The 26,005-nt window shown below is 28.8% G+C and carries 17 protein-coding genes; 5 read left to right on the top strand and 12 right to left on the bottom strand.

Annotated features, from left to right (window positions below; genetic code table 11):
- Window positions 1-167: 167 nt before the first annotated feature.
- From ACUXZJ_RS06740 to ACUXZJ_RS06720, 5 genes are all read right to left on the bottom strand, one after another.
- Complete coding sequence (locus ACUXZJ_RS06740) at window positions 168-3,086, bottom strand: FAD-binding and (Fe-S)-binding domain-containing protein (RefSeq protein WP_060383244.1); 2,919 nt, start codon at window positions 3,084-3,086, stop codon at window positions 168-170.
- A gap of 66 nt (window positions 3,087-3,152) precedes the next feature.
- Window positions 3,153-5,045 (bottom strand): phosphoglycerate dehydrogenase, encoded by a 1,893-nt coding sequence (gene serA / locus ACUXZJ_RS06735; RefSeq protein ID WP_063743699.1) that lies wholly within the window; start codon window positions 5,043-5,045, stop codon window positions 3,153-3,155.
- A 50-nt stretch (window positions 5,046-5,095) separates the two neighbouring features.
- Window positions 5,096-5,740 (bottom strand): hypothetical protein, encoded by a 645-nt coding sequence (locus ACUXZJ_RS06730; protein ID WP_145915588.1) that lies wholly within the window; start codon window positions 5,738-5,740, stop codon window positions 5,096-5,098.
- Window positions 5,741-5,793: 53 nt separating this feature from the next.
- Window positions 5,794-6,459 carry a hypothetical protein gene (locus tag ACUXZJ_RS06725; protein ID WP_063743697.1) on the bottom strand — a complete coding sequence of 222 codons (666 nt, stop codon included), beginning with the start codon at window positions 6,457-6,459 and terminating at the stop codon, window positions 5,794-5,796.
- Between the two features lie 87 nt (window positions 6,460-6,546).
- The gene (locus ACUXZJ_RS06720; RefSeq protein WP_060383247.1) at window positions 6,547-7,365 is read right to left on the bottom strand and encodes a DUF1338 domain-containing protein; all 819 of its coding nucleotides are present in this window, start codon (window positions 7,363-7,365) and stop codon (window positions 6,547-6,549) included.
- Window positions 7,366-7,570: 205 nt separating this feature from the next.
- Between ACUXZJ_RS06720 and ACUXZJ_RS06715 the strand changes: the two genes are divergently transcribed.
- The 4 genes from ACUXZJ_RS06715 (at window position 7,571) to ACUXZJ_RS06700 (ending at window position 12,821) form a co-directional block, all read left to right on the top strand.
- On the top strand, window positions 7,571-8,041 hold the full coding sequence (locus ACUXZJ_RS06715; RefSeq protein ID WP_060383248.1) for an Lrp/AsnC family transcriptional regulator: 471 nt from the start codon (window positions 7,571-7,573) through the stop codon (window positions 8,039-8,041).
- Window positions 8,042-8,482: 441 nt separating this feature from the next.
- On the top strand, window positions 8,483-9,343 hold the full coding sequence (locus ACUXZJ_RS06710) for an Rpn family recombination-promoting nuclease/putative transposase (RefSeq protein ID WP_063743696.1): 861 nt from the start codon (window positions 8,483-8,485) through the stop codon (window positions 9,341-9,343).
- 707 nt (window positions 9,344-10,050) lie between these two features.
- Window positions 10,051-11,424 (top strand): right-handed parallel beta-helix repeat-containing protein, encoded by a 1,374-nt coding sequence (locus ACUXZJ_RS06705; RefSeq protein ID WP_063743695.1) that lies wholly within the window; start codon window positions 10,051-10,053, stop codon window positions 11,422-11,424.
- 251 nt (window positions 11,425-11,675) lie between these two features.
- Window positions 11,676-12,821, top strand: coding sequence for an 8-amino-7-oxononanoate synthase (locus ACUXZJ_RS06700; protein WP_205729635.1), 1,146 nt, complete (start codon window positions 11,676-11,678; stop codon window positions 12,819-12,821).
- Window positions 12,822-12,885: 64 nt separating this feature from the next.
- Here ACUXZJ_RS06700 and ACUXZJ_RS06695 read toward each other — a convergent pair whose 3' ends face one another.
- On the bottom strand, window positions 12,886-14,796 hold the full coding sequence (locus ACUXZJ_RS06695) for an ABC-F family ATP-binding cassette domain-containing protein (protein WP_063743694.1): 1,911 nt from the start codon (window positions 14,794-14,796) through the stop codon (window positions 12,886-12,888).
- A gap of 66 nt (window positions 14,797-14,862) precedes the next feature.
- Between ACUXZJ_RS06695 and ACUXZJ_RS06690 the strand changes: the two genes are divergently transcribed.
- Window positions 14,863-15,255, top strand: a complete 393-nt coding sequence (locus tag ACUXZJ_RS06690; protein WP_060383890.1) for a DUF983 domain-containing protein — start codon at window positions 14,863-14,865, stop codon at window positions 15,253-15,255.
- A gap of 88 nt (window positions 15,256-15,343) precedes the next feature.
- Here ACUXZJ_RS06690 and ACUXZJ_RS06685 read toward each other — a convergent pair whose 3' ends face one another.
- From ACUXZJ_RS06685 to ACUXZJ_RS06660, 6 genes are read right to left on the bottom strand one after another with little or no spacing between them, the layout of a single operon-like run.
- Window positions 15,344-19,156 carry a DUF2194 domain-containing protein gene (locus ACUXZJ_RS06685; protein WP_088466430.1) on the bottom strand — a complete coding sequence of 1,271 codons (3,813 nt, stop codon included), beginning with the start codon at window positions 19,154-19,156 and terminating at the stop codon, window positions 15,344-15,346.
- Window positions 19,104-21,047 carry a hypothetical protein gene (locus ACUXZJ_RS06680; protein ID WP_060383254.1) on the bottom strand — a complete coding sequence of 648 codons (1,944 nt, stop codon included), beginning with the start codon at window positions 21,045-21,047 and terminating at the stop codon, window positions 19,104-19,106. The genes ACUXZJ_RS06685 and ACUXZJ_RS06680 overlap by 53 nt, the downstream gene beginning before the upstream one ends.
- Window position 21,048: 1 nt before the next feature.
- Window positions 21,049-21,831: an endo alpha-1,4 polygalactosaminidase gene (locus ACUXZJ_RS06675; protein WP_063743691.1), complete on the bottom strand. Its 783-nt coding sequence runs from the start codon at window positions 21,829-21,831 to the stop codon at window positions 21,049-21,051.
- A complete protein-coding gene (locus ACUXZJ_RS06670) occupies window positions 21,818-23,407 on the bottom strand; it encodes a hypothetical protein (RefSeq protein WP_060383256.1) in 1,590 nt (529 codons plus the stop codon). Before ACUXZJ_RS06670 ends, ACUXZJ_RS06675 begins: the two co-directional genes overlap by 14 nt.
- Complete coding sequence (gene pelF, locus ACUXZJ_RS06665) at window positions 23,407-24,891, bottom strand: GT4 family glycosyltransferase PelF (protein WP_235588314.1); 1,485 nt, start codon at window positions 24,889-24,891, stop codon at window positions 23,407-23,409. The genes ACUXZJ_RS06670 and pelF overlap by 1 nt, the downstream gene beginning before the upstream one ends.
- A 24-nt stretch (window positions 24,892-24,915) precedes the next feature.
- Complete coding sequence (locus tag ACUXZJ_RS06660; RefSeq protein WP_060383258.1) at window positions 24,916-25,971, bottom strand: NAD(P)/FAD-dependent oxidoreductase; 1,056 nt, start codon at window positions 25,969-25,971, stop codon at window positions 24,916-24,918.
- Window positions 25,972-26,005 lie beyond the last annotated feature (34 nt).

Below are 26,005 nucleotides of genomic sequence, written 5' to 3'. Positions count from 1 at the left end.
AATTAATTTTATTATTTAGATTAATTTGGGTTTCAACTTGTTTTATATATCGTTAAAATGATATTGTTTTCTTTTTTTCAAAAAAAGAGACTGTCCGAAAAAACCAAAATAACAAACCAAACGTTGATTTTTGGCTCCCTCCTCTTCATTTTATAATCGGTTTATTTTTACTTCAATGCTTTATATAAAATTTCTACTGGATGTTGTGCTTCTCTACCAGTTCCATCTGCAATTTGATGACGACAACTTGTTCCTGATGCCGAAATAATTGTTTCTTTTGATTCTTGACGAATAGTTGGAAACAAAACTAATTCTCCTATATTCATTGAAATTTCATAATGTTCCTTTTCATACCCAAATGAACCTGCCATACCACAGCAACCACTTGGTATATTTAAAACCGTATAATTTTTAGGTAATGACAATATTTGTTTCAAGGGCACTAAGGAAGATAAGGCTTTTTGAAAACAGTGTCCGTGCATACGTACACGTTCTTCTTTATCTGTAAAATGATCAGAAGTTATTTTTCCTTTTTCTATTTCTTGTGCTAAAAATTCTTCTATTAAAAAAGTTTTTTCAGCAATTTTCTTTGCTTTATTTTTTAAATCATTTCGACACAAATCGGGATATTCATCTCTAAAGGTTAAGATAGCAGATGGTTCTATTCCTATTAAAACAGCCTCTTTAGGCAGCAAATCGTATACTTTTTCTACATTTTTTTCGGCTATTTCTCGGGCAATTTTTACCATTCCTTTCGATAAATAGGTTCTACCGCTGATTCCTATTGATGGAACGTTAACTTTATAACCTAATTTATTTAATAATTTAACAGCTGTTTGCCCAATAGTTACATCAAAATAATTTAAAAATTCATCGCTATACAGATAAACTTCTCCGTTTTCAAAAGTTCCTTCTTGATTAAATTTAGCAATCCATTTTTCAAAGGTTATTTTATACATTTCAGGAAGAGAGCGTTCTGTAGCAAATCCTGTTGTTTTCTTTACTAGGGTTCCTAAAAATCCTTTGGTTGACAAATTATACAAAAAGGGTACTTGAGCAAACATTTTGTTTACTCGTGGTGTATGACCTATTAATTTAGAACGAAATTTTATTCCATTTTTATCATGATACTGTTGCAGGGCTTCTGCTTTTAACTTAGCCATATCTACATTTGAAGGACATTCTGATTTACATCCTTTACAACTCAAACACAAGTCTAAAACATCTATTATTTCTTCATGATCAAATGGGTTCATTTTTTTAGAGTGTGTGATGGTTTCTCGTAAAATATTGGCTCTTGCTCTTGTGGTATGTTTTTCGTTACGAGTAGCCATATAACTAGGACACATGGTCCCTCCGCTTTTCTCGGTTTTACGACAATCTCCAGAACCGTTACACATTTCTGCAGAACGTACAAATCCGTTTAACTCTGAAAAGTCAAAATATGTTTCTGGCATTGGTGTTACTTGTCCTGCTTGATAACGTAAGGAAGTATCCATAGGAGGAGTATTGACAATTTTACCTGGATTAAAAATTCCCCATGGGTCCCACGTATTTTTTACTTGGATAAACATTTGATAAATTTCTTCGCCTAACATGAATGGTATAAATTCGCCTCGTAAGCGTCCGTCTCCGTGTTCTCCACTTAATGAACCTTTGTATTTCTTCACTAAATGTGCAATATCTGTAGCAATCGTACGGAACATAGCCGTACCTTCTTTTGTTTTTAAATCAATTATAGGACGCAAGTGTAATTCTCCCGTAGCGGCATGTGCATAATGTACACAAAATAGATTTCTACTTTCTAAAATCTGATTGAAATCTTCAATAAAATCAGGTAGATCTTCTACAGCTACTGCTGTATCTTCTATTACGGCTACTGCTTTAGCGTCTCCTGGAATATTAGACAAAAGTCCTAAACCTGCTTTACGAAGATTCCATACTTTATTTGTATCTTCTCCGTAAACAATTGGAAAATGATAACCTAACCCTGCTGCTCGCATTTGCTCTTCCATTTTTTGAGCTGTTTCCTGAATTTCTTCTACTGTATCACGAAGAAATTCTATCACTAAAATAGCTTTAGGATCGCCTTGAACAAAGAAACGATTTTTACTTTGTTCTATATTTTCTTTAGTACAGTCTAGAATGTAATGATCTATTAATTCTACGCTATCTGGATTGTATTCTAATGCGATTAAATTAGCCTTTAAAGAAGCATTGACACTATCGCAGTGCACACACACTAAACCCGCTTTAGGTTTTAAGGCATTCACTAAGTTTAACTTGATTTCTGTAGCAAAAAATAGAGTTCCTTCCGAACCTGCAATAAGCTTACAGAAATTAAATTTTTCTTGAAAGTTTCCAAAAGGTGCTGTATCAGCTAATAAATCTAAAGCATATCCTGTATTACGCCTTGGAATTGTTTTTTTGGGATAATTGGCATTAAACAATTCTTGGTTTACGGGGTTAGATAGTATTTCTTTGGCTTGCAAATAAATTTTTTGTTCTAATTCACTTACAACATTTATTCCTTGACACTTAGCTTCAAACTCTTCATTGGTTAATTCTCCAAAAGTAACCTCATTTCCATCTGCTAAATATCCTTTGATTTCTAATAAATGTTCACGAGTAGAACCATAGACAACTGAACGAGCACCACAAGCGTTATTCCCTACCATTCCTCCAATCATACAACGATTACTGGTGGATGTCTCGGGTCCAAAAAATAAACCGTATTTTTTTAGATCTAAATTAAGTTCATCTCGAATGACTCCTGGTTGTACCCAGGCTGATTTTTCTTCTTTATTGACACTTAAAATAGATGTAAATTTTTGGGATATATCTACAACAATACCTTGCCCAACGACTTGACCTGCTAAGGAAGTTCCTGCAGCGCGTGGTATAACACTTAGTTTATTTGTACGAGCAAAATCTATTATTTTCTTTATATCTTCTTTTGATTCTGGCACCGCAACAGCCATAGGCATTTCACGGTATGCACTAGCATCTGTGGCATACAGTGTACGCATGGTTGTATCATGGTATAACTTTCCTTGTAATGATTGTTCTAAAACATCTAATTTCATGCTCACTTTTTAATTCTTTTTAAACAGAAATTTTTAATTTCTTTTGATACGTTATGTTTTTAATGATTAATACAAAATTCTATATCGTATTGTATTGGGTATCATTTTTAATTGTTTTTCTAAATCTGGATCATAAAAACTATCTACATCTGTAATTACGTACCCTATTTGTTCATTTGTTTTTAAATATTGTCCTAAAATGTTGCAATTTGCATTGGAAAATATTGTATTAATTTGTGCCAATATTCCTTTGACGTTTTCGTGTATGTGCATTACTCGATGTGCATTATCAAATTCAGGTAATTGAATTTCGGGCAAATTAACGCTTCCAAAAGTAGTTCCTGTATTGATATACTGTATTATTTTTCTTGACACATAATTTCCTATATCGTGTTGGGCTTCTTCTGTACTACCTCCTATATGTGGTGTTAGTATGACATTATCTCTTCCACGCAGAGCGGAGAGGAATACCTCATCATTATTTTTAGGTTCATAAGGAAAAACATCTATAGCTGCCCCTCTTATCTTACCACTGTCTAAATTAACGATTAGTGCATCCATATCTACTATATGTCCGCGGGACAAATTTAAGAATACTACTCCATTTTTCATCGCACTAAATGCGTTTGCATCCATCAGTTGTTCATTACTTTCTCTTCCATCAACATGCAAAGACACTACATCTGCTACTGCTAATAGTTCTTGTAACGATGCGCATTTTTTAGCATTTCCCAAAGCTAGTTTATCTACCACATCATAAAAGTAGACTTGCATTCCTAGGGCTTCAGCTAAAATAGAAAGTTGAGATCCAATACTACCATATCCAACAATTCCTAATTTTTTCCCTCTAATTTCTACACTACCATTAGCCGACTTATCCCAAATTCCTTGGTGCATTTTTTGACTTTTTTCAAAAGTAGCACGCATTAGCATGATCATTTCTCCTATTGCTAGTTCTACGACTGAACGTGTATTACTATAAGGGGCATTAAAAACAGCTATTCCTTTTTGGCTACAAACTTGTAGATCTACTTGATTGGTTCCTATACAAAAAGTTCCAATTGTATGCAGTTTATGGGCGTTTTCTAAAACACGTGCTGATACGGTTGTCTTAGAACGAATTCCGAGTATGGATACCTCCTTAATCTGTTCACACAACTCCTCTTCTGATAGTGATCCTTTTAAACTTGTAACTTGATACCCTTCGCGTTCGAATTGAGCAACTGCGTCTGGGTGAATGTTTTCTAATAGTAAGACTTGTATTCTATTCTTAGGATAAGAAACGGACGCTTTTACGGACAAATCGTATAAGATCTCATCTAAAGAGGGAGCTACTTTTTCTGCTAAATCTAATACTACTTGACGTTTTATATTTTCGGTAAAAGCATAGAATTTAGATACTACTCCGTATTGTTTTGTTTCATAATCGGTATAGCCATCACCTATCATGATTACTTCACCTTCTAACTTTAAGGATTGTATTTTTAATGCTTTTCCTTTGTTTTCACATAGTTCTTCTTTTTCATCAAATCCTACTATATTTCCATGATGGTCAAAAACGAAGGTATTTGCTAATACATTTTCGGGTTTTATTCCAAACTCTTGGACAATAGGTACTATAATTTCTTTGAATCCGTTTGATATAACGTACACTTCTTCGCTGTGCAGTTTAAAGAAGTTTTTATTTTGAATAACAGATGTGGAAATTTTATCTTTTAATTTTTTTATTAATTCTTCTAGATGATCTCGATGTGCTTGTAATAAATGAATTCGTTTTGATAACGATTCTTTTAAGGTAATACTTCCTTCCATTCCTTGATTGGTTATTTCTTGAATGGTTTTTAGAACTGTTTCGGCTATAGGTGTTTCTCCATGAATAATAGTACACAATTCATCGAGTGCTTCTACTTGTATAAAAGTACTATCGAAATCGAAAATAAAGATTTTGCGTTGTGCCATAACAGATTTAGTGTATTTTAATAATTTGAAAACTAAATTAATAAAAGAATTTACTTGGCTACAGAAACGATCTGAATTAATTCATCTAAATGTTTTAATTCGTACTTTTTCAAGATTTGAGGGTCTATATCTAAGTATTTTAAGATTTGTTTATTTGCTTTATCCTTTTTATTGGATAACCGAACGCCTTTATTTTTTCTTTTGTCTTTTATGATGAATTGTTTAAAATCTAATGCAATATAAAATTTTTGATTTTCATATACTATTTTTCTAAATACAGACCAATCGGGTCTTAATTCTTGTGCACTTTGTATCGTTTCAAAAATTTCAAAAACATCTTTATTAACTACATCAAAAGCAATGTAGGCATTGGATTCGTAATGATTTTCTATAATTACTTTTTCATCATATTTTCCATGAATAACATAGGGTTTCAAATCTGTATCTAATGGTTTAAAGTAAATGTGTTGTTTACCAGTCTTAAAACTAGGGTCATCATTAAATCCTTTTACTAGATCAAAAGTCCCTATTCCCACAATATCTTCATGTCTACACAAGAAATATTCAGAACTTTTGTCAATATATTTCACTTCTTCATTTTGTTCTGAATCGGTCAAAACAGGGGAATAGTTCCTATTGATAAAATGTCCCAAATGATAATTCTGTTGAAAAGCCTTTGTCGCTAAAAATTGCATTATTACTTCTTTTGGCAGTGTGTCATATACATAATTCACACCGTTTCGAACGACTAATCGATCGATTTGCAAAGCTTCTGAAATCCTGAAGAAATCAGGATGTCCATAGGGAGGGTATCTTCTATTGTGCAATAAGAAGCAATTAAATTACGATCTAAATCAAATAGGATGTATTTAATATAATTTAGTTGATAATTTTTACATTTTAGACTTTCTTGTTTCTGTTCAAAAAAACCAACTTTTTCTCCGTGAACGAGTAAGTCATTTGCTACGATTTTAAATTCTTTAGTACTTATGTTTTCTTCAATTGGTTTCGTTTCAATGGGTTCTAACTTTAATCTTTCTTCATCTATTGTAAAAAGACGTTCTAAATCAAGTCCTTTTTGATTCAATACATGGTACTGACATAGCATCTTGATAAATTCTCTGGAACGACTAAAGGATTCTTCTAAAACTTTTAATCTTTTTACATCTGAGTAGTTAGGGCTAATCAATTCAAATTGAATTTCATTTATTTCTTTACAACCTCTACAAGGTATCATTTTCGCATGAAGCATCAAATTATTATTCAGATCATATAGATCATATTTGAAGCGATTGGATATTACTTTTAGCTGAAGAACTGGAACGCCATCTATAGTTACTTTTTCGTTTTTTATTTGAATAGTTTGCGCGCCTGCTGTTAGAGAAATGAGCAATAGGAAAATTTTTTTAATCATGCTAGTTTCTTTTAATTTTTTGTTTTAAAACAAAAAGAGTTCTCTTATTTTCACAAGAGAACTCTGTATTATTTTTTATATAAAAACTTATTTTGCTTCATTTTGAAGTTTCACGTCTGTACTTTCAAAAATTTTATCTGCTGAAGCAGCTATAAATCCTGAATAAAGCTCTCCATTAGCCATTGGATAACGCAACGCAAATTCATAATAGCAAGAAGGTATCTCTTTAGCTCCTTCATCAAAGTTTACTGTATATAAATCAGCTAATGTACTTGATTGTTCTAGTAGCTCAGCAGGAGTTCCCTTAATTTCACCACCAGAAGTATTTAATTTCCAACCATTATCTTTTAAAAATTGGTTTAAAGACTGTAATGTTGGAAATTGGGTTAAGGCATTCACATTAATTGTAAAGTGATTAGCTCGGAAACCATAAATATACATCCACGCTGCATACTCTGACTCTTCCAATAAATTGGAATAGATTGCGTTAGAAGAATTATTCCATACAGCACCGCTTAAAATTAAATCTTCTTTTTCAAATACTGATTGGTCACAAGCATCTAAAGTTTCTTTTACTGTTTTTTGTAATGATTCCGAACATTTAGCTAATTCTAATTGTGAAATAAAAACGCGTGGCGCGCTTTTATCTGTAGCGTGTTCATAATGCTTTGCAAATAATTTTTTAGATTCAAAAACATATTCGCCTTTTGGCTCATAACCTGCTTTTATAAAAGGTTTTTCTAAAACCGAAATATCGACACGTTTATCATCGTATGTACGAATAGCTATATGATCATTTCCTATTATTTCTCCTTCAGCAGCTAATAATGCGTGAATTTTTTGAGCAGATGGAGTAATAGCGATGTATTGCTCCCATAATTTTGACAATAATTGATCTTTATCCATGGTGTTGTTTTCTTTTAATGTGACACAAAATTAGTGTATTTATAAGTATATTTACAACATCTAAGTAAATTTATTAAAATTTGACTTTTATAGATTCCTAATTATGTTAATTTAACATTTTAAAAACAATATAAAATAGGCAAAAAGATCAATATTATTTTTTTACTTATTTTCTCATTAATACCAAAGTTAAAAAAGGATAAAAATGTCACAAGGGTTAAATAAAATAATAGATTATATCAACAAAAAAATAATTCAAAAGCTAAGTTTAGATGGTCGTTTTGCCTATTCTGAATTGGCTAAGGAATTAAACATTTCTAATTCATTAGTTCACCAACGAATCAAGAAAATGCAAGAAGCAGGTATTATCAAAGGTTTTTCTATTAAGCTTGATGCAAAAGCTATGGGCTACGAAACTATTACCTATACAGGAATTGCTACTAAAGAAGCTCGTTATTCTTATTCTATTGCTGAAAGACTAAAAGAGATTCCAGAAGTTGTAGAATGTCATTTTGTGTCTGGCAAATATGCTTTATTTTTAAAAATTGTAGCTACTAACAATGAAGAGTTTAGGAAAATTTTATACGAAAAAATTCATATCATTGAAGGTGTTGGAAGTACTGATTCATTCATCTCTTTTGGCTCTGCATTTGAAAAAGAGATCCCTATACTTTAAGCTTATCATTTTTGTTTTTGTATATATTCTATGGTACCCAATTTTAAAAATGAATAGGCAAACTCCTTTTATCTATTGCTGTTATTTTACTAAAATCCTGAAATTACTCAAACCTACTTTAATAAGTAAAAAGAGCATCATATTCACTATATAACGCGTATAATTATTAAAAAATACTTACTGACTCAATAATGAAATACTCCATTCTAAAATTTAATAAATATAAAATAGACCTCTTGTTTGAGTAAATAAAGTTTTTATTTCTCCTTATTTTTTTCGACGTTTTTGTGATCATAATATTTATTTTTAGTATTTCTATTAAAAATAGTCTTTCATAAAACTACTGAAAATCTAGTTCTATTAGTCGTTTGTCTATATGACAGCTAAAAACACTCTGTCAAATATTTTTTGTAAATTTGAATCATCAAACCATTTGGAATCATGAAGGCTAAATACATCAATCCGTTTACCGACTTTGGATTTAAAAAAATATTTGGGGAAGAAGCCAGCAAAAATTTGCTTATAGACTTCCTTAACACACTATTGCCTCAACACGACCAAATTAAAGAACTTTCTTTTAAAAACACCGAGCAACTCGGAATTACCGACCTCGACAGAAAAGCCATATACGACATCTATTGCCAAAATGAAAAAGGCGAAAAATTCATCGTAGAACTACAAAAAGCAAAACAAAATTTCTTTAAAGAACGAACCATTTATTACGCCACTTTTCCTATCAGAGAACAAGCCGAAAAAGGAGAATGGAACTATAACCTCAAATCCGTTTACTGTATAGGTATTTTAGATTTTACTTTTGACGATTACGAATCTGAACCCGAAAAAAGCGAAGTCGTACATACCATTAAACTAAAAAACCAAAATGGAAAAGTTTTTTACGATAAACTAACCTATATTTATTTAGAAATGCCCAACTTTAAAAAACAGGAAACCGACTTAAACTCCCGTTTAGACAAGTGGTTGTATTTTATTAAAAACCTAGAAGACTTCCAAAATATACCTACCATTTTCAAAGATGAGGTTTTTACTCAAGCTTTTGAAAAAGCTGAATTAGCTAATTTTGGACAATGGGAATTAGATAAATACGAAAGTAGTTTAAAAGTGTACAGAGACCTAAAAAGTATTATTGATACAGCTTTTGATGACGGTAAAGAAGAAGGAAAGATTGAAGGAAAGATTGAAGGAAAAATTGAAATTGCTAAGCAAGCAAAAACAATGGGGCTTTCAATTCCTGATATAATAAAGCTAACAGGACTATCCGAAAAAGAAATCAACGAGTTATAAAAGTGTACCCAAATAGTATCTAACTATTTCGAGACAGTGCAATCTCTGGCACACATTTTTATTACAGGAGACATTACTCTTCTTAATATTATAAAATTTAAAATTATTTTATCTGTAAAATTTTCAATATATAATTGTTTTTATACCATTTAAACTTTGAAATTTCCTCATAATACTATTTTTTTAACCTTGAAACTGTCCAAAAAGTTCGCAATCTTTCATTTCGACCAAAGGGAGAAATCACATAATGTTTGATTTAGAGACTATCCTACAAAAGCAATAGAAATTAGTATTGATTCTCGATGTGCTTCGCGCTCGAGCTAACGATCATTTCAATTATATACTCAACCGTTTGTTAGAGTTGTTTTAAAATAAAAAAGATCGAGAATTTCACTTTTTAATCCAGTATATTTTAAGTTTAAATGGTATTAAAACTTTTTTTTATTTTGTTTATCTTATTTTTAAATATTTTTTGTGACCATACTAATCATTTTAATATTTTTACAAAATAACGTTTGATTCCCCTTCTAAAGTTTTGGTTAACAAATGTCTACTGGATTAAATTTCAGCTTAATTTAAAATTGATTTTTTACTTACAAACTACTATCTTTAATAAAAACAAAAGCTAATTGGTTCTGTCACCATCAATAAAATGACAGAACATGAATAAAGATCTAACAATATTTTTTCACCTTAAACAAAAAAAAATGAAAAGAATATCAATAACATTGTTTGCTCTAATAGTAATCATTTTTATTATTAATTATTTTTATCAAGTTAATTATTGTGCATCTCCAACTAACTACTATGTATCGCCAAGTGGCAATGATGCCAATCCTGGAACGAAGGATTTCCCTTGGAAAACGATTCAACATAGTTTAAATAATATGCCTGCTAATAGCACACTAAATGTTGGTAGTGGTGTTTACAATGAAAAAATTCAAATTCCAGTTAATAATATTACGATTAAAAATCAAACTTCTACTCTTCCTATTATTGATGCAACGGGTATTACCAATAAAAATTCTATCATTTCTATTTTAAACAAAAAACACATTACAATAGATGGTTTAGAATTAAGAAATAATATTCAAAATGATGCCCAAGGTATTTTAATAGAGGGTTTGTGCAATGAAATAACTATCAAAAATTGTATAATTCATGATATTCATTTTTCTTCAAATCCAAATGCTCCTGTAAATGCGTCGACTAATGCGCAAGGAATTATTGTTTATGGTACCAATCCTACTAAAGCAATACGTAATTTAGTTATAGAAAACAATCAATTATTCAATTGTAGGCTTGGTTATAGTGAGGGAATTGCTATTAATGGTAATGTTGATAATTTTAAAGTTATAAATAATACTGTTCATGATTTAACAAATATTGGAATTGACGTAATTGGGTATGAAGGTACGTGTTCTTTTTCTAGGAATGATCAAGCAAGAAATGGTTTGGTAAAAAACAATACCATTTATAATTGTATTTCACCCTCTGCTAGATCTGGTGGAATTTATATAGATGGCGGCAAAAAAATCATCGTTGAAAATAATGAATCACATCATAATGGGTATGGTATTGAAATTGGTTGTGAAAATATTGGCAAAACTACTGATGGGATTATAATTCGTAATAATATATTCCATAACAATCAAGTTTGTGCAATTGCATTAGGAGGTTTTGATTATCCAAATGGATCTGGTAAGGTTACTAATTCAATCATTATAAATAACACTTGTTTTTCAAACGATTTTACCAGTTCTGGCAACGGAGAATTATATTTATCTTATAGTGAAAACTCTATCATAAAAAATAACATTTTTCACACAAATTCAAACAGTAATTTAGTTTATGCTGAATTAAGTCAACCAAATTTAAATTTTAATGATAATATATTTTATTGTCCAGACGGGATTGATAATCTATATGCTAATTGGAACGGATCAAGTTATACTGGCTATTTTTCATTTGTTATAGGGACTTCGTCTAATTTAAATTCTAAATTTGCTAATCCAAACTTTACTAAAACGGATATTACTTCTCCTTGTTTTAATTTATTATCAACTTCTTTAAACAATTAATATTTATTTTTACATTTTAAGGGTTCCTTTTAAAACTCAATTAAATATAAAATTTGAGTAGTTGGTTCTTTCTAGAGTTCTAAAAACTATTAATCATGGATATTTTTCTAAGCGTTTTTCCGTAATATATTTATATTTTTTATTAGTTTGTGTAGAATTTATCAAGTATATCATTATTTATATGCAACAATAAAACATTAACATTTATTTATAAAACAATCGCCTTATATTTAGGCGATTATTTTTTTATTTTGGAATCAATTACGTTTACTATACACGAGGCAATCCAAGATCTTCCTGTTACATGGAATACGATTGCGAAGGACAATGCTTTTTTACAAACGTCTTATTTATCTGTTTTAGGAGAGTCTTCTCCTGTTAATATGCAATGTTTTTATATTGCTATATATGAAAACAATAAACATATAGGTGTTGTCCTAGCTCAATATATCCAATCACAGCAATTATCTTCATTTGGCGATCGAGATAAATGTTTTAGAATTTACACAAGAAATTTTTTACTTCGTCATTTTGCTTCTAATGTTCTATTTATTGGTAACAATATGATTACGGGACAAAATGGATATGCGTTTAACAAAGAGATGAATTTTTCTTGTATTAGTCAAATTTTACAAGAATGTAAGAATCATGTAATCTTACATTTAAAAAAACAAAATATCAATATACATATTATTGTTTTTAAAGATTTCTATGAGGGTAGCAGTAATGAATTGAAAAAATATTTTTTTAAGGATTTTTTTGAATTTAATATTCAACCTAACATGATTTTTGAGTTAAATCCAGAATGGAAAACGGAGGAGGATTACATGGCTGCTTTGTCAAAAAAATATCGAGATCAATACAAACGTTCTCATAAAAAATTTAGTGGTATTACTACCCGCGAATTATCTTTAGAAGAAATTAAAATATATGAAGAAAGAATATATGAACTTTATCATCATGTAGCTAAAAATGCTCCTTTTAATACCTTTTTCTTATCGAAACATCATTTTTATACTTTTAAAAAACAATGCGGTAATGGTTTTAAACTAACGGGATATTTTTTGAACGATGATTTAATTGGTTTTCATACCTTACTTTTAAATGGTGAATTATTAGAAACCTATTTTTTGGGATATGATGAATATGTACAAAAAGAAAAGATGTTGTATTTAAATATGTTGTACAACATGACTGAATTTGGCATTAAAAATCAGTTTAAGAAGATCATTTTTGGTCGAACAGCTTTAGAGATCAAAAGTTCTATAGGAGCAAAACCCGTTGTTATGTCTGGCTTTATTTATCATAGAAACGCGATTATCAATCGCTTTATCAATAAAATATTTGCTCGTTTAGAACCTCAAATTTCATGGCAAGAACGTCATCCTTTTAAATAGTCTACAAGAGTAAGCAATATTTTTGTTATAAAAACAGCATATTGCTTACTAAAAATTTAAGGCACTATCTTTCTAGTTCTATTTGTATATTTTCCCAATTTTCCATTAGCATATCTAGTTCTTTTTTCTTGTTTTCATAAGCCGTAAAAAAGGAAGCGTCTTGTGATAATTTTTCATAATTTTCGGCTAGTGTAAGATCATCTTTTTGTATTTTTTTTTCTAATTCTTGTATTTGGCTTTCTATTTTTGACAGCTTATTTTGTAGTATTTTTTTTAGTTTTTGTTCTTCATAGCTCAAATTTTTAGTTTGAGTGTTAAGACCTGAATCGGGTTTAATCTCATCTTTTTTCTCAACTTCACGAAAATTATCTACGTTGCGTTGTTCTAAAAAGAAATTAATATCGCCTAAATATTCTTTAATTTTTTGATCTTTGAACTCGTACACCGTATTTGCCATTCCTTGTAAAAAATCACGATCGTGGGAGACTAATAATAATGTTCCTTCAAACTTTTGTAAAGCTGCTTTTAGTACATTTTTAGACTTAATATCTAAATGATTTGTAGGTTCATCCATTACTAACACATTCAAAGGCTGTAACAATAGTTTACATAATGCTAATCTATTCCTTTCTCCTCCTGAAAGCACTTTTACTTTTTTTTCTACATCATCACCTCGAAATAAAAAGGCTCCTAGCATATCGCGTACTTTAGAGCGGTTTGAGTCTGTAGCAGCATCAATCATAGTGTCTAAAAGTGTTTTTTCGCCATCTAAATAGTCTGCTTGGTTTTGGGCGAAATAACCTAATTGTACATTGTGTCCTAATTTAATTATTCCTTCATAAGGAAATTCATTGACAATTGCTTTTATAAAAGTGGATTTTCCTTGTCCATTTTGTCCAACAAATGCAATCTTACTTCCTCTTTCTATATTTAAGGAAATATCTTTTAGAATTGTTTTTTCGCCGTATGCTTTTGTAACTTTATCTGCTTCTATAACCACACGACCAGGAATTACTGAAATAGGAAATGAAATATTCATAACAGAGTTATCATCTTCATCTACCTCAATCACTTCCATTTTATCTAACTTTTTTATAAGAGATTGAGCCATTGATGCTTTAGTGGCTTTGGCACGGAATTTTTCAATTAATTTTTCTGTTTCTTCAACTTTTTTGAGTTGATTTTTTTGGGTTTGTAGTTGTTTTTCACGAATTTCTTCTCTAAGTTCTAAATACTGTGTATATGGCTTATTATAATCATATATTTTTCCTAGTGAAATTTCTATGGTTCTATTGGTTACATTATCTAAAAACATTTTATCATGTGACACGATAACGACTACACCTGGAAAAGTTTTCAGGAAACTTTCTAACCAGATGATACTTTCTATATCCAAATGGTTTGTAGGTTCGTCTAATAACAAAATATCATTGGTTTGTAACAATAATTTAGCTAATTCAATACGCATACGCCACCCTCCAGAAAAAGTATCCGTTTGACTATTAAAATCCTCTCGTTTAAAACCGAGTCCTAATAAAACTTTTTCTGCTTGTCCTACATAACTATATCCTCCTAAAATTTCATAGCGATGTTGAAAATCACTTAATCTTTCTATTAATTCAGTATAGGATTCTGTTTCGTAATCAGTACGAGTGGCTAGTTCTTGATTAATTCTATCAATTTCAAATTCTGCTCGTTTAATATCTTCAAAAGCCATATAAGCTTCTTCTAATACTGTTCTGCCTTTCACAAAATCAATATCTTGACGCAAAAAACCAATTTGTACGTCTTTTTCCGTTGCAATATCTCCAGAATCAGGTTTAAAATCTCCCGAAAGAATTTTTAACAGGGTGGACTTTCCTGCTCCATTTTTTCCTACTAGTCCAACGCGATCACCTGCGCCTAATCTAAAGGTTACTTCTTCAAATAAAAAAGTTCCTCCAAAAGAAATTGATAAATTGTGAATATTTAGCATAAAATGTTAATTAAATTATATATTCAAAAGCATAAAAAAACTACCTTTGATAAAAAATTTTTGCAAATGTTAAAAAAAGGATTGAAAATCAATAGCATTTTAACAGGAAGTTGTCCTAAATGTCAACAAGAAAGCATGTATAAATCAAGCAACCTGTTTAACCCAAAGTATACAATCAAAATGAATGAACATTGCTCACATTGTGGATTACAGTATTCAATGGAACCTTCATTTTTTTATGGTTCTATGTATGTTAGTTACGCCTTAGGTGTTGCGTTTGGTGTGGCTGCATTTATCATTTGTTATGTATTTTTAAAAACTAGCCTAAAAACAGCTTTTATAGGCATTAGTTTAACTCTTGTTATTTTTATGCCTGTTATCATGAGACTTTCTAGAAATATTTGGATTAGTTTCTTTGTTTCTTATGATAAAAATTGGCAATTAAATTCAAAAAAATAATCATTTATGAACGGTCCTAAAAAATTACAATCTAGCATTTGAGTAACAAATTAAAAGCTAAATTATTTTTTTAGGACCGTTTCCTTTTTTAAAAGATATACTTATATCCCAATCCAAAGGTATTAAAGTTATATTTAGACTGAAAATTAATATCAGCTGAAACTTTTAAATAACTTTTTTTCATTACTTTATAATGAGAATTTACTCTGAAATTTATAAAGTTATTTTCAAAAGAATCAAAATAGTAAGCTCCCGAAGTATGCAATTTAAATTTAGAATAATCATCTCCTAGATTTGCTTCTACACCGGCACCTCCAAAGTATCTACTTTTTATCAAATAGACTGGTGATACTTTCACTTTCTCATCTATATTTGAAAACTGACATAAAACTTCTAAATAGGGGTTTATTTTAAAATTCTTTTCTCTATTTGAGGCTGTTTTTATTTTCGAACTTAATGTAAAATTTAAATTTGAAAGACTTGGATAGTAATCAGTTATAAAATAAGAATCTACTTCTAAAAATTTTAAATATCTATTATAAGTTCCATTCCATTGAAACTGATATATGTTTTCTTTGTAAGCTTCCAAAAAATTAGCTGGGATGTATTCTAAGTTTGTACTTAGATTGTATTTGCTTGTTATTAGATTAATGCCTCCTTTTGCATTATAATAGAGTTTGCCATTCCAATCTTTTTCTAATCCTAATCCGTAAGTATAGAAAAATTTATTAATCTGATCTGTTTGCTTTCTTTTAAACTCATAAGCCAGTTCTAGGATAGTCGCTAAATTATTAGATGTTTGATCTACACTATACAATTCTTTATGTTTAACATAGAAATCGTGAGAATTTCTTTGTTTGTCAAAATGAGCGTATTTTATATGGTTTTGAAAATTAGTTTTCTTATTTACAAAATAACTCAAGGTTGAATTTGCATCAAGATAATCTCCGTATAAATCTTTTAATTTCATTACAATTTTTTCTTTATTGATAGGTGTAAAAATGGTGGGATATTTACGGATTAATTCTTCTTGTGTTTCTATATCAAAATAAAGAATTTGTTCATTCAAATGTTCTTTTATTTCTTCAAATATTTTTTGATCTTTTATTTGTAACAATACTCCACACGCATCATCGTATTTTCCTAATATTTCATATATCTGAAACATTTTTTGTTTCATAGATTCATCATTTGGATTTTGACTTATGTATTTGCGATAATATTGTTCTAGTTCTACATATTGTCTTAATTCAAACATCCATGAAAGACGAGTATCTGCACTTATTAGGGATGTATACTCTGACCAATTAATAGCATTTTGATAATCTTCATTTTCGTTTACATAACTCCAACTAATATCTGAAACTAGATTTTCATTAAAATAAGAGGTTGCTGGGTCTAATGTTTCTAAATATTTAAAAGCTTCGTCCTTTGCATATACGAGGGCATGATAAAGATAGGCTTCTTGATTTTCACAATTAGGTTCTAATTGAAATATTTTGAATAGTACTTTTTTTATTTCATCATAATCTTCTGATGCTGTAATAATTGATAGATATTCTTTTAGTACTGATAGTTTTTCGTTATTCCACTGGTATTGATTGCATATCCATTTTGTATGTAATTCTTCCGAAGAATAACCTAATATATTAGATAATTCAAATGAATAATTGATATTATGTTTTGAAGGATATTTATCGCAGTGTTTTTCTAACAACTTCCAAACTTCATCTCCTTTACCGTCCCAAGACATATAAGTGGCATACTTATTCCATACAGCATAATTAATTTTTGGTTGACTTAGCATTAAAGCTAATAATCTTCGTTTTTCTTCTTCTAATTTTTTAAAATAGTCTTCAGCTCCTAATTTCCCAGATAAAAAGAGTTCTCTATTTTTCCCAAATTGGTTGTATTCTTCTAATACTTTGTTAAAAATTTGAGTTTCATCCATTATTTTTTTCTCAAGGGTAAATGACAATTTATTAGCTGATTTAAGAGATACTAATTTGCCTCCCATAAAATCTGTTATGCTATAGTTTTTAGATTGAGTTGCTAATTCTTCTTTGTTTTTTGGGGTTAATTCATCAAAGTATACCCCCCAAGTATTTCCTTTTTCTGTAAATAAATCGGTTTCTTCTCTAACTATATATTTTTCACCTATTATTAAATGTTCGTATTTAGATTCTCTCCATTTCATAACTATAGGTGCAGCGTCTTTTACTGCATAAAATTCGCTTTGCGGATTAATTTCTTTGAACTCGTTCAAAAAATCATCAAAGCAGCTGTACAGTGTTTTTTTTCCTCTTTTCCAGTTTAGACCAAGATCATTTCTTAATTCATAATGGTATTTTTTCTTTTTCTTTTCTTTTTTATTACCAATTTGAAAAACATCATCTGGGTGAACAAAATGCGTCCAAACTCCTGTGTACAAATAAGTTGAATATATATTATAATATTTTTCATCATTAAAATAAAATCCACTGGACACTCTGGGATAATCAAATAAATCCTTATGATATGGATCAAAATCAAATTCTCTATCTCCTCCTTCCTTTTTGTCTCCTAGGTACAAACTTGAAAAATATTTCAAAGATGGCATTCCTCTTTTGAGTTCACTTATTCCATAAGGGTCTATATAATTAGAAGGGGGTACATAGGTAACTGGAAAATCTCCAAAGTCATTTACTAACCATTTTTTTTTAGTTGCTTTTAATGAGAAGAATATATCTTCAGGATCTTTCCATTCTTCTTTTAACAAAGATACGTGGTTATAGCCATGAAATCCTAGTTCATGATTTTCTTTAAGTAAATCATGGGTTAAAAAATTAGAAGTTCCTCTTTTAGTATTGTCTTTTCCTTCCATTTTAGCAAAATCCCATTGTTTAAAAGAAAAAGGAGCATGTCTAATATCATCATAATCAAAAGCAAGTAGTGCCGTATATTTAATGTTATACTTTTGAGCTATTTTTTTCATATCGGGCCACCATTTTTTGTATACAAATTCATTCATTGTCAAATTGTATTCTGACCTGATAGGTTCTTGTTTTGAATCGTATAGCGGAGACGGAAAATCGTCTAAAAATACAGTACTTGTATTAGCTAAAGGATATGGTATACCTGAGAGCCCTCTTAAAAGAAATGTAAAAAGTAACCCTCTATCTCTTTTTTCAAACATTTTAGAGGAATTACAGCAAATTACTTTTCCCATACCTATATTATTTTCTATTAATATGGGCATAGTCATTTGATTATCTGACCATATTCCTATATTCAAATCTTTTCTAAAGTTTACTTTAGCAAAAGCAAAATGTTTGGTATCAGTATACAAATTAACTTGTCTCTTACCTCCTAAAGAAATGGTATTCAGACAGATTCCTTTAGATGTAATATCATAACTTAGATCTGAATCATAACGCATTCCCCAGAAAAACAGAAAACGTTGATCTTCTCCTATGTTTGGAAAAATTAAAGTTCCTCCTGTACTAACAAATTTTAGTAAAACAGGTATGGTTTGGTTATTTAATCTTTTTGTATCATTGATAATTAATATTCTGGCTGAACTTTCTATTTTTAATTGTTCATTAAATCTATCTACAATTTTAAAATTAAAAGGTATCTTAGTATAATCACATATCTTTCGAAAATGTTCATAATAGGTCACAGATAAATCGTCTTTAGAATCTAATATATATTCTACGACAGGTTTTTTACTCAGGCTTGATGATTCGTATGGAGATAAAAGATCATGCTGCTGTTTGTTTCTTAAATAATCATTTTTTAATCTGTAAAGCGAGTCAAGACTGTTACAACTAAAGAATATTGAAAAAGACAAACAAAACATTAGAATTTTAAAAAACCATATTGGAAATTTGACTTGAAAACGGTTTATTAATAATTTCATACACTTCTAATTGATTACTATCAAATATTTTTTTTATTTTTCTATTCCTCAATTTCAAACGTTCAATTCTATCTAATATTTCAACATTTAATTCTTTATATTCGTCAGCATTGTATTTGAAGACGAAAATACTTGAGGGTAAAATAAATTCTGGATGTTTAAATAAAAATTTATTTCTTTTTATATTTTTAGCGTAAATATAATCTACTTTCATATAATGGTCGGCAAGAAAATCTTTATAAGGAACAAAATAACGCCTTCCACTACTTAGATTAAAATATTCATCTTTATTGACTACTGCATACGTTCTATCTAGATAATTTCTAAGAATCATTTCATTGACTGCCAAAATATCTTGATGTAGTTTTTTAGTTTCATTCATTGGTAGAAACAATACTGCTTTTTGTAAATAAGCAAAAATAAAAATAGAAAAAACGACAACAGATGCTCCTTCGTATATATGGTATCTATTTTCTGAAAAAATTTTGAGAAAATCTAAAACAATTGCAATATTTATCCCCATTAAAATAGGGATAAAAATAGACAAGACTTTAAATAATAAATCTTTATCTATCCATTCGTTATCTATTTGAGTCAACAAATAGATAGCTGTTACAAACAAAAAAACTAGAATTTTTTTTCTCCAACCTTTTTTAAAAAAGATAGCTGATAATAAATTGAGTATAAAACCTACTATAAATATAATTTGATAATAAAATATTAATCTGTCTATTTCTATTCTTATAAAAGGATTTGAAAAGGATAGTTCTACATCAATTAGAGTTCTTCTAACAATATTTGATAACTTTTCTTGGTGCATAATCAAGAATGTTTTATAAATAAAAACAACTATAATTGATGAAAGGATATACATCTGAAGTACTACCGATGATTTGTTTTTTTTAAAATACACGATTACTAAAAAAAGCACTAAAAAAGGTAATAAGAAAAGAAACGCATATAAGTCTAACAAACCTATAGCGATGAAAGCTATTAAGAACTTAAAATATTGTTCGCTTCTTGTGTAAGGTAACATCTTTAGTTTTGTCATATAAATCACTAATGGTAGAATTAGTGTGAATGACAATAAAAGAGAGCAACTTTGATAAAAATTTGTAATATCTGAAGGAAGGAATGTAAATCCTAAAATATAGTAAACTGTTACAAATATTGGAATAATGATCATAGATTTTGTTATCTTTTGAATAAACCAAAAGACTACAATGGTCATTGATAACAACTGAAAAATAGAGTATACATAAATACTTATTTCTAGAGAAGAATTTGTTATATGAGAAAGAAAGCTTACAAAAGCATAAACTCCTTCTGGGTTTATTTCTTCGGTAAACCATTTATTCATGTCTTTTGCCTTTACTTTTTCGAGTGTATCAAACCAATTACTTGAAAAAAGATAATGATCAAACTTTATAAAGTAAAAGGAAATAAGACAAATTGAAAACAATAAGAATAAAAGAGACGATATAATATAAACGTTTCTTCTTTCTAATTTTAAATGGGCGTTAGATAGAACAAACTTCCAATTAAACTCGTTATTTTCTACTTTTTTTAATACTAAGAGTAAACGTCTTTTAAATTTATTAACAATTATACTTGGTAATTTTAAAGGATTTACAACCCGTAAATAATCACATAATCCAACAGCTACAAGTAAACCTGTAACAACCAAACCATCGTATATTCTTAAATTAATTGTTATAAATAGGATTACTATGAGTAAACTAAAGTACTCAAAATATTTTCTAATAATACAATCTAGTAAGTAATTAAAATCACGACGCAACAATAAGTACTTGCGTGTTGCAAATAAAATTATTAAAACAATGATTAAAATTTTTAGTATTCCTACCCCTATAGCTGTGTAAACATTCATACTAATCTTTTATTTTTTGCAAGGATATTTCTGATATACTGTAAGTTATATTTTGGTTTTTAATTCTTTTTCTTATTTTTTTTATTTGATTTTCATCAACTGCATATTCAAGTAACAAAGGCTTTATTTTGTATTTATCCATAGCTTTTTTTATACTACCTAAACGTTCTGAAAAACTTTCATTATTTCGTATTAAATATTTTTTTTCTCTAAAATCATAATCTGTATAGACTGACTCTACTAAGACATAATCTACTTCTCGGTATAAGTTTTTTATTAAATCCAATCCTGCATTTTGGACTAATACTTTATTGGGATATTCTCTTTTAATATCTTTTACGAAGGCTATTAAATTATCTTGTAAATTACGTTGTACTCCATATTCTGTATAATTATCTATATTATCTAAAAAAAGACCATCATATCCCATATAAAAAATGTTTTGTATACGGCTTTTAAGAATTTTTTGAATTTTTGATGATCCAATATCTAAATAGTAACTATTCCAATCTGTATTTTTTTCACTTACAGCACTTTTAAGTAATTTATAGTCCCTTGCTCCTTCATTTATTTCTCCAAGGCTTATATAAGCAATTACTTTTTTATTATTTTTCTTTAAATAAGATACCTCATTGTATGTAAAATGAGCGGATTCAACAATGAGTAAATCATAACCAGAAACTTTTGTTACATCAAATTTCCCATAACAAACTAAAAATTTAGTCTTTGAATGAGAGTTCAAAGAAAAACAAAGAAACAACATAATGAGTTTAAAATGACGCATAATAATAATAATCCATTTTTTTAAAAAACTTGTACAAATGGTATGATGTAAATAACATAAAAAATATGTTTCCTACCAAAAATCCTACAACACTAAGATCATAAGAGAAAAATCTGCTAAAAAATAATCCAAAAATTAAATTAATTACAAAAGAATACAAAATACTTTTAAGTGGTATTTGTGGTTGTCCTAATGTAAAAAAATGTAAAACATTTAGCACAGAACATGAAAAGAAAAAATATCCTAAAGAACCTATAATACAAACTTGTTTATTAATGTTATTTAATTTAATTTCAAAAAAAGCATCATATCCGTGAGGGGAATAGAGTATAAATAATTCTATCACAAAAGCCACAAAACTTGTAATTAATAATAGCAAAAAATTCCCCAAATAGTTATCTATAAATCCTTTTCCATAGTTTTCTATTCTATTAAGAGTTATCTCAGTCTGTAATCTATCCAGTAATTTTGCAAACCTAACAATCCCAAATTCAAAAACACCAGCTACTAAAAGGTAGGTAAGTAACGCTATATCCATGCCTATTTCATAATCTTTTTCGAAGAATATAAAGTATAAAAAACGTTCTTTTTCATGTACTGACCAAGCTATAATTCGATCTAAAAAAACGTATAGAAAAAACAACATTCCATAAAAAAAATATATGTAATTATTATAAATAATAAACTCTCTTTTTATATCTTTTGTTGTGTAACTTGGATCAAAGGCATTATGTTTCTTAAAAAACCTAACTAAGTATAACCATAAAATTAAAACTACAAAACCTAATCCTATCCAATGGGTAAAATAAATATAGAAAGGTGTAAAAACTTTTAACGCTAGAGAAAAAGCAGAACCTAGTATTATAACAACTGGAATTATAATTCTTTCTTTAAATACATATAAAGGTGCTATCATTAATAACATAGAACCGATAAAGATGGAATATATACCACTCAATATGGCCATCTGAAATGCAAAAAATTCTAATAAATAGGACAATAAAACAAATATAGCATTCACAAAAAATAGAAGTTTGAACCCCATTTTAATTAAATGGACAGTGGTTTGAAAAACCATTTTATTGTTTTTATGATTCCAGTAAAAAGAAATTTGTTTACTAATAACTGTTACAACTCCTCCTGTAAGCACCAAACTAGTTATAACTCCAATAACCACTGAAGTAGATTGTAAAATATTAAAATCTGAATATACCCACAAAGAATATCCAAAAACTATAACACAAAAGACTTGAAAAAAAATGGGAAATACATAAAATATTCCTATTAAATAGTCTTTAAAAAAATCTTTAATATCTTCTTTAGTTAATTTAATTGACAATATATCATTTTTTTCAACTTGTACTTTATCACTATATCTTTCTAAAATTTTGCTATACACTACTTTTGAAAGATTAGCTATTGAAGGAAATCCATAATCATTTTGAACATCTATTTCTCGAATTCCAAAAGATTCTATTATTGCTTGTGTAACATTTACACTCATAGGTTTCCCTACTCGTTTTTGAACTAAAAAAACCAGTTGTTCTACTTTATCACTTTTAACTCCTTCTTCCATTATTTCCTCATTTCTAATAGTTCTTCATATATTTCTTCGTATTGATCAATAAATTTGTCAATTGTAAAAAACTCTTCTACTCTTTTTCTACAAGCTATCTTCATTTTTCCTCTTAAAGTATGGTCTTGTAATAATTTAATAACGGCTCTCCCTATATCTTCAGGATCTTTAGGTTTGCATAATATACCACATTCTTCATTTAAGGCTTCTGCGACCCCACCTACGTCAGTGGATACAACAGGTATACCGCAACTCATTGATTCAATGATTGTATAAGGAAACCCTTCTGAAATAGAAGTTAAAATAGAAATATCTCCTTCACAAAATACAACCTCAGGTTTAGGATTAGGTCCTAAAAAGAAAAAATTCTCTTGAAGTCCTAATTCTTCTATTAGTTTTAAACATTTTGAAGTATATTCAGGTACTGCATCATTTTCGCCATGTATACGGTATTGCACATTGGGTAATACATCAGCTACAACTCTACAGGATCTAATCATTGTTAAAATATCTTTTAACTCGAAAATTCTAGCCATAGCAACCACAGTTGGAATCCCTTCAAATTCTTTTGGTTTTTCAAGAGGTTTAAAACGCAAATGATCGATTCCATTATAAACTACTCTTAATTTACTTTCTTCTGCACCATACATCAATTCCCATTTGAAATTAAATTTATTAACAGACATAATAATATCCGACTGATGATAAGAAGCTCTAGCGGAACATTCAGACAAACGGATTAGAAAATCTTTTAAAAAGTAAGAACTATCAGATTGGCTAATAGCTAAAATTCTTTCTCTTATGTAAACACCATGTTCTGTTAGTAAAATAGGAGTTCCATAGAGATATTTTTGTATGATAGCAGGTAAAACTATAAAGCTAGATATCGTTAAATGAATAATATCTGTTTTTGGAAAATCAATAGAAATAGGTAATAAAAAATGATATATCCAACGCATTGCATAGGTTAAATCTAAAAGAGAAATTTCTTTTATACCATAATATTCTGTATAAGTGATAATCTCTTTTTTAAATACATTCCATATACTTTCATCTTTAAATACAAGTTTGTAATCATTTTCTTGAAAAAAATACCACATTCCGATAAAAACTTCTATTAATTCATCTGCATCAATATGTTCTGAATAAATACATTTTAAAAGTCTTTTAAAAAGGGGAATAAACTTTGTTTCAAGGTCTTCTATAAAAAGAAACTCTTTTTTTATAATAAAATCATAATATGTATCATCAAACCTAATAACTTCTTTAGGTTCTAATGCGTACCAAATAGGCACTTGAACAACGCCTAAAACTGATTCATTAAGCACATATTTAGGTTTAGTTTCGTAGAAGGCATTTACAGAATAAATCTTAAAATTAAATTTATTGATTTTATTACATAATATATGCGCCCAAGTTGACACACCTCCACCATGAAAGGGATAAGTTCCCTCTAAAGCCATAAGGATACTTGATTTGGACATAAAAAAGTTTAGTTTGTTTTCAGGCTATGAAAGTAATTTTTTTTTATGAAATCTTTCTGTAGAAATATTTCTATCTAACTCTATTCCTTTTTCAAGAAAATTAAATAAATTATGTGCTAACCAAGGCCCTAACATAACACCTCTAGTACCTAATCCGTTTAATATATGTAATTTTTTATAAATACAATGGGTTCCTAACAAAGGTCTTCTATCCTTCACTGTAGGTCGAACACCCGCAAAATGTTCAACTATTTCAAAATCACAATCAATTAATTCTTTCAAATTTTCAACTAGTTCTTGTTTTGCGTCTTCTGTAGGAGTATCTGTTTTATCTTTCCAATTATAAGTAGCTCCTACCTTAAACAATTCATTCCCTATAGGTAAAATAAAAATGCTTGATTTTAAAACTACATCTAACTTTAGATTTGGAGCTTTAATTATTAGTAATTCTCCTTTAGTCCCATCTAAAGGGAGATTATTAAAATAAGGATTATTAATTAAACCATATCCCTCAGCAAAAATTATATTTTTATAAGAAATTCCTTTATAAATAACATATTCTTCTAAAATTTCAAGAGTATCATACTCAAATCGCTCATTAATAAAAGCATTTTCTTTTTTCAAATAATTTATGTAAGTGTCTATTAAAAGAGAAATTTCTACATAACCTGTATACAGCACTTCTCCAAAACCAAAGTCAGAAGTAATTTCTTCATATTCTTTATGAATAATTTTTGGAGAAAGAAAATAAGATAAATTAGGTTTATCACAAGCTTGAAACCAGTTATTTTGCTCCTCTATTGAAGCAAATTTTCTAAAAATTGGGATTGGAAAAACAAAATTTGTCTTTAGTTTAATTTCAAGAGTTTTTAAAAAAGGTAAACTAAAATCTATTTGTTCTTTTGCTTTCCAAACTTCGCTAAATCTTTTTAGTATAACAGGATTATAAAGTCCTCCTGCAATTCTAGAAGAATTGGTAGAAAAATCATCTAAAACTCGCACTGACTTTCCATTATTTCTTACTATTTCAGCAAAACTAATACCCGCTATACCAGAACCAACAATTAAATAATCAATCATGGCACAAAGATAAAAAAACTCTTTTTCTAAAAAT

The sequence above is a fragment of the Flavobacterium sp. TN-1 genome, from assembly GCF_052828645.1.
This window is presented reverse-complemented; position numbering and strand designations above follow the sequence as displayed.

Bases quoted from the DNA above. Each gene is read 5' to 3' on its own strand.
- ACUXZJ_RS06740 (WP_060383244.1), bottom strand. From the start codon at position 3,086: ATGAAATTAGATGTTTTAGAACAATCATTACAAGGAAAGTTATACCAT.
- serA (WP_063743699.1), bottom strand. From the start codon at position 5,045: ATGGCACAACGCAAAATCTTTATTTTCGATTTCGATAGTACTTTTATA.
- ACUXZJ_RS06730 (WP_145915588.1), bottom strand. From the start codon at position 5,740: ATGCAATTTTTAGCGACAAAGGCTTTTCAACAGAATTATCATTTGGGA.
- ACUXZJ_RS06725 (WP_063743697.1), bottom strand. From the start codon at position 6,459: ATGATTAAAAAAATTTTCCTATTGCTCATTTCTCTAACAGCAGGCGCG.
- ACUXZJ_RS06720 (WP_060383247.1), bottom strand. From the start codon at position 7,365: ATGGATAAAGATCAATTATTGTCAAAATTATGGGAGCAATACATCGCT.
- ACUXZJ_RS06715 (WP_060383248.1), top strand. From the start codon at position 7,571: ATGTCACAAGGGTTAAATAAAATAATAGATTATATCAACAAAAAAATA.
- ACUXZJ_RS06710 (WP_063743696.1), top strand. From the start codon at position 8,483: ATGAAGGCTAAATACATCAATCCGTTTACCGACTTTGGATTTAAAAAA.
- ACUXZJ_RS06705 (WP_063743695.1), top strand. From the start codon at position 10,051: ATGAAAAGAATATCAATAACATTGTTTGCTCTAATAGTAATCATTTTT.
- ACUXZJ_RS06695 (WP_063743694.1), bottom strand. From the start codon at position 14,796: ATGCTAAATATTCACAATTTATCAATTTCTTTTGGAGGAACTTTTTTA.
- ACUXZJ_RS06690 (WP_060383890.1), top strand. From the start codon at position 14,863: ATGTTAAAAAAAGGATTGAAAATCAATAGCATTTTAACAGGAAGTTGT.
- ACUXZJ_RS06685 (WP_088466430.1), bottom strand. From the start codon at position 19,156: ATGAAATTATTAATAAACCGTTTTCAAGTCAAATTTCCAATATGGTTT.
- ACUXZJ_RS06680 (WP_060383254.1), bottom strand. From the start codon at position 21,047: ATGAATGTTTACACAGCTATAGGGGTAGGAATACTAAAAATTTTAATC.
- ACUXZJ_RS06675 (WP_063743691.1), bottom strand. From the start codon at position 21,831: ATGCGTCATTTTAAACTCATTATGTTGTTTCTTTGTTTTTCTTTGAAC.
- ACUXZJ_RS06670 (WP_060383256.1), bottom strand. From the start codon at position 23,407: ATGGAAGAAGGAGTTAAAAGTGATAAAGTAGAACAACTGGTTTTTTTA.
- pelF (WP_235588314.1), bottom strand. From the start codon at position 24,891: ATGTCCAAATCAAGTATCCTTATGGCTTTAGAGGGAACTTATCCCTTT.
- ACUXZJ_RS06660 (WP_060383258.1), bottom strand. From the start codon at position 25,971: ATGATTGATTATTTAATTGTTGGTTCTGGTATAGCGGGTATTAGTTTT.